The sequence below is a fragment of the Terriglobia bacterium genome, from assembly GCA_036496425.1.
Classification (GTDB): Bacteria; Acidobacteriota; Terriglobia; order 20CM-2-55-15; family 20CM-2-55-15; genus 20CM-2-55-15.
The window spans coordinates 1-5,011 of the sequence record DASXLG010000097.1 but is presented as its reverse complement, the minus strand read 5'-3'; the positions used below and the strand labels follow the sequence as shown (position 1 = coordinate 5,011).

4 protein-coding genes are annotated in these 5,011 nt (G+C 56.2%); 1 reads left to right on the top strand and 3 read right to left on the bottom strand.

Annotation, left to right across the window (positions count from 1 at the left end; translation table 11 throughout):
- The coding region (locus tag VGK48_07000; protein ID HEY2380917.1) for a hypothetical protein at window positions 1–1,410 on the top strand (1,410 nt) is incomplete at its 5' end.
- Between the two features lie 49 nt (window positions 1,411–1,459).
- Here the strand turns inward: VGK48_07000 and VGK48_06995 are convergent.
- Genes VGK48_06995 through VGK48_06985 form a run of 3 tightly spaced genes read right to left on the bottom strand, consistent with a single transcriptional unit; the run spans window position 1,460 to window position 4,918 of the window.
- The gene (locus VGK48_06995; GenBank protein HEY2380916.1) at window positions 1,460–1,969 is read right to left on the bottom strand and encodes a hypothetical protein; all 510 of its coding nucleotides are present in this window, start codon (window positions 1,967–1,969) and stop codon (window positions 1,460–1,462) included.
- A 10-nt stretch (window positions 1,970–1,979) separates the two neighbouring features.
- A complete protein-coding gene (locus VGK48_06990; GenBank protein HEY2380915.1) occupies window positions 1,980–3,350 on the bottom strand; it encodes a DUF4340 domain-containing protein in 1,371 nt (456 codons plus the stop codon).
- On the bottom strand, window positions 3,347–4,918 hold the full coding sequence (locus VGK48_06985; GenBank protein HEY2380914.1) for a Gldg family protein: 1,572 nt from the start codon (window positions 4,916–4,918) through the stop codon (window positions 3,347–3,349). Before VGK48_06985 ends, VGK48_06990 begins: the two co-directional genes overlap by 4 nt.
- Window positions 4,919–5,011: the final 93 nt, after the last annotated feature.

The window sequence follows — 5,011 nt, the reverse complement described above, 5'->3', positions numbered from 1 at the left end:
TTCTTCGGCGCAACGGATCCCGCGATTCAGGCCACTGGCGTCCCTGGCCCGGTTCAACCGGATAAGAAAGACTGGGCGCCACGCTTTGGGTTTGCCTATTCCCCGACTGGATACAAATGGGCCGGGAAAGGTAACACTGTTGTCCGGGGCGGTTTTGGCATCGCTTATGATGTGCTGTTCTATAACATTCTGGCGGCAGAGAACGGCAACTATCCTCGCGTCCTCAGCCAGATGATGACTCCACCTCCCAATAATGCTTTCCCCACGCTTGCTCCCGCGACGGCTGTGCTGGGGCCGTTTAATCCGATGTCCGGTTTTGTCAACTCGCCGGCAAATACGGTGCACCCCACGACCAATTTCTGGACGCTTTCTATACAACGCGAGTTCGGTAGCAACTACATCCTGGAAGTCGGATACTCCGGCAATCGGTCATATCACGGGATCGCGCAGGGGCAGGGGAATCCTCCGATTTTGACTCCGGCACAGGCAGCAACAGTGGTTGCCACAGGTGATCCCATGCAAATTCCCACAGCTCAGGCACGGCGTTTGAATCCCAACTGGGGTTCCCGGACCCTGCTGATGAGTACGGCAAAGGCCGCGTACGAAGCGGGCTATGTGAAATTCGACCGCCGGATGACGAAGAGCCTCATGATCGGCGCGAATTACACCTACAGCGGCACCTGGAGCAACAACGATGAGCCGCTTGGCGTCACGGACATCACACCGTCCACGCCGCAAACTCCGGAAGACTACCTCAACGTGCGCAAGGAATGGAGCCGGTCCATCTACGACCGGCCGCATCGCGTCGCCGTCACTTACCTTTATCAGGTTCCCTGGTTTTCTTCCTCGTGGGCCAGCGGCTGGCCTGCGAAAATTATGAGCGGCTGGCAAGTGGCCGGTTACACCGACGCTCAGTCCGGACAACCGTTCACGATTACGACCGGAGTGGATAGCGCCGGCATCGGGAATGCAACTCCTGCTCGGCCGAATTACAACCCGAGCGGCGTCTTTCAGAAGAATGCGGTTTTCACATCGAGTGGCCCGGTCCAGCAAAACTTCGGAGGCGGCCTCCGTACTTTCTACATTCCCGTCGATGGAACCGGCATCGTCACGGCGCCCTTGGGTTCGAACGGTATCCTGGCGAGCTCCATGTCCGGCGGCGGCAATCTGGGCCGCAATACCTTCCGGGGGCCGAACTTCCAGCAGTGGGACTTCTCTTTAATGAAGAAGGTGACCCTCCGCGAAAACATGCAATTCGAGCTGCGCAGCGATTTTGGAAATTTGTGGAACCACCGGAATTTTCCGAATCCTGTAGCGACGATGAGCAGCACGACATTCGGACAGAACACCGCCAGCCTGATCGGCGATGGAGTCCGGACGATACTTGTCAGCGGAAAACTGATTTTCTAGCCGCAGATGCGCGGATGACGCAGATCTGCGCCATCCGCGTCATCTGCGGCTAATTCTTCCCCGCGTTCAGCCATTTCAACCAACGATCGCGAACATGCAGAAGGTCCGAGTTGGTGCGTTTCCATTCCGCGATGTAGTCGTACGACGGGTCGTTGCTCATTTCGGTGCGGATAATGGCGAGGTCTTCATCCACAAGTTCATAGTAATGCGTGAGTTCGAGCTGAGCCTTTCGCCCGGTTGCGGTCATCGGCCGTTCCGATCGAATCACGTTGAGGGCGTTGTTTGCGCGTCGATGCGCTTCGATGAAATAGAGCGTGCGCTGGGGCTCTTCCGGCTCGGATTCGGCGAGCTTCATCACGTCGAAAAACTGCATTTCGGCTCGGTGGATTCCAGGCAGGATGAACTTACGGTATCTCGGGCGTTCGTCGTATTCGCTGGTTAGTGCCAATGCGGTCGTCAGAATGACCGCGATCAACGACAGGCAGGCCGGCAGCTTGTTGCGGGAAATGCCTTCCGCAACGCTACGTGCGAGCGCTCGGACAAATTCGGAAAGGTCCATGACAATAGCGTCAAGACTTCGGTTTTACTGCCGGTGGCGGCGTCGAAGTTTCGACTAAATCGTCCGCCTTGACGTTGAATTTGTCAAACACGTCTTTCGACACCACCTTGACGGCCGGGCTGTCCGACGTTTTCACATAGATGCCTTCCGGCATCTTGCTGTCCGAACCGAAGTCGATACGAACGAGTTCGGTCGAACCCTGCTTCAAGGCAACCTGAAGCACGGGCTTGTCGAGACCGTACATTCCGAGTGATTTTGGCGAATCGATAATGTCTTTCGCCTTTTCGAAATCGAGCGCGTTCAGCATTCCCGAGACTTTATCCCACTGCAGCTTTCGATTGTCGGCAAGTTTCCAGTCCGCGCCGGACTTCTGCATCGCGATCATATCGGCGCCATGCTGGATTTCGATCTTGTCCGTCTTGTCGCGATCGATTTTCACCAGTGTTTTGTCGCGCCAGTCGAAAATCGGCCGCCGGACCTTCTCCGGAATGTCCTTGTCGACGATAAAAATCACATCGCGCGATGCATCTCGAGCGTAGTACTTGTCGGGCTGGGGGCTCTTTCCGATCAACAGCACGCGGTCCGTTTTGGCCTTGGCATCGTGGAGTGTGATTTTGATCGCCGGCTGGTCGAGGCCGGCGGCCTTTGCATCAACGGGCGGATCCGGAAAGCTCGCTGCCCGGGCGAACCGGATGGAGCTGATAAACGTTGAGATATCGCTGCTGTCTGCCTTCGTATCGAGCGGTTTCTTGAGTTCCCAGTTGTCGCCGGACTTCTGGGCTTCGAGCTCCCTGGCGCCGTCCATCACCTTAACGTCATCGATATCGTCGGGCTCGAAATCCAGAACCTTCTTATTACGGAGGTCGGAAGCGGTCTTTGTGAAGGTCTTTTCCCAATTGCTGGCGGTCAGGAAAACATCATTGCTGTTCGGCAGTTTCGCGTAGGTGAACGTTTTGCGCGGATTGTCGGCGCCGAACAGGATCTCGATGGTTTTCCCGTCTTTCGTTTTCGCCGACACTTTGACCGGCGGTGGGTCCTTTAACCCGAAAGGCGCCAGATCCTGAGCATTTTCGGCTACCGTATCTTCGCGTTCGATGCGCGGGATGTCGGCTGCCAGCATTTGCCATTCGTCGGGGTCGGCTTCCATTCCCGCGGGCGACGTCATCTGCCAGTCTTTATCGCCCTTCTTGACTGCCGAGAGCGTCCGATCGGGGTAGATCAGGCTGATTTCCGTGATGTCCTTATCTTCGACCGGGAACGCTTTTTTCTTTGCTTCTTCCTGCTTCTGTCGCGCTTCCTGTCCTCGAAATTCGGTGAAGTAAACGTAGGCGCCGAGCGCGACAAAAATCAGGAAAAGCGCCGTTGTGCCTTTGAATTTCATTTCCTTCGCTTCGCCCAGACCGAACCACCGACAATCAGGACGCCGACGGGAAACAGCAGCAGCATGACGTAAGAGACCAGGCGCCGCTGAGCCTCGGTCATCGTAAGCCGGCGATCGTCCGGATTTTTCGGCCGGATTGAAATAAAGTTTTCATCCTGGGCCAGCCAGGAAACCGTGTTCAGGAAGAGGTTTCCGTTACCCTGGAGCCCGAATGTGCTGTTGTCCGCGAAAGCGGAGTTCCCGAAAACGACGAGGCGGGCCTTCTTGTTATTTCCAAGGTCCTTGGTTGCGACAACCGCGAGAGACACGGGGCCCTTCAGGTCGACGCCTTCGTCAAACTTCGCTTCGCCCGATTTCATGTTGGTCTCACCCCAGCTGCGCTCGCCGGACGAGAAGAGGTTTTCAACCATCAGGCCCGGCGCCGGATTCATTGCGGGCGCGACGGATCGTGCGAACGGAAAGAACGTCATGACGCCCTTCATGCTCGAAGTGATCTTATGGTCGCTGTACTTCGTGACGAGCGGGATCTCCGGTCCTGCCCCGAACAGGCGTCCCAGACCGCTGGCGTCCAGCACAATATTGTTGCCGACATCGATCGACCACTTTTTCATGAAGTCCGTAAGCCCGGGTGCTGGTGACGGATCCACCATGATGTATGCACTGCCGCCCTTATTCAGATAAGCATCGATCGCATCCATCTCGCTGGGAAATGGTTCTGTTTTGGGACCGTCCATGATGACGACGGATGCGTCATCCGGTATCTTCCCTTGCTGTTCGGCTAGATTGAGGGTCTTGACGACATAATTTTCTTTTTCCAGGCCGGCTTTGGCGTCCGCGTACCCGGTCTTGTCCTTATCATCCGGGCTTTTCTCGCCATGACCCTGCGTGAAATACATCGTCTTTTTCTCGCCTTTGACCAGCTTCAACAGCGCATTCGTAATGTCTTCTTCGTGAACCGCCTCGTTTTGTTTTTCGATCCGCTCGGTCTTGGGGCCCATTTCCAGAATCAGCGTTCCGTAAACCAGGTTCTGACCTGTCATCGGGTTCTGGACCTCTCCGTACTGGGTTACCTGGTACTGCTGGGCAAGCTGCGGCTGTTTGTCGGGATTGATGAATTCATAGGAGATCTTGTTGCTTTTCGTTTTGAAGAGATCCAGCAACTCTTTCGTGGCCTGGTCCGCTCCGCCGGGATAAAACGCCCGGATGTGGACGTCCTGGCTGAGCTGTTGCGCGACTTTGCCGGACTCATCGGACAGGCTGTAGATCTTCTGTGATGTGGTGTCGAGCCGTTTGACGTGCTGAGCGCCCAGGTAATTCACGAACGCCAGAATTCCGATAAGGAAGATTACGGACGCCGCGGAGTTGATGCCGAAGCGCGCCGAGCGCCGGCCGAAACCGCTGCGGATTTCGTCCGTTTTCACGGCAAGCGACGCGGCAATCAAGATTGCGCCGGCAATGACGGCGACGGTCTGATAAACGCTCCACACCGATCGTATCGAGTACGAGATCAGCGCGCCTGCGACAATGGCAAGGCCGAGAATGTCCGCTTTCTTCAGTTGTTCTCTCATGCCGTCATCCCCTCCACCGCAGCGAGTCGATCGAGCGATAAGTCAGGAACAACGCCATCAACATCAGGGAGAGATAGAAGATGACGTTGGAGG

Excerpts from the sequence above, each read along its gene's own strand:
- VGK48_06990 (HEY2380915.1), bottom strand. The coding sequence starts at position 3,350 with ATGAAATTCAAAGGCACAACGGCGCTTTTCCTGATTTTTGTCGCGCTC.
- VGK48_06985 (HEY2380914.1), bottom strand. The coding sequence starts at position 4,918 with ATGAGAGAACAACTGAAGAAAGCGGACATTCTCGGCCTTGCCATTGTC.
- VGK48_06995 (HEY2380916.1), bottom strand. The coding sequence starts at position 1,969 with ATGGACCTTTCCGAATTTGTCCGAGCGCTCGCACGTAGCGTTGCGGAA.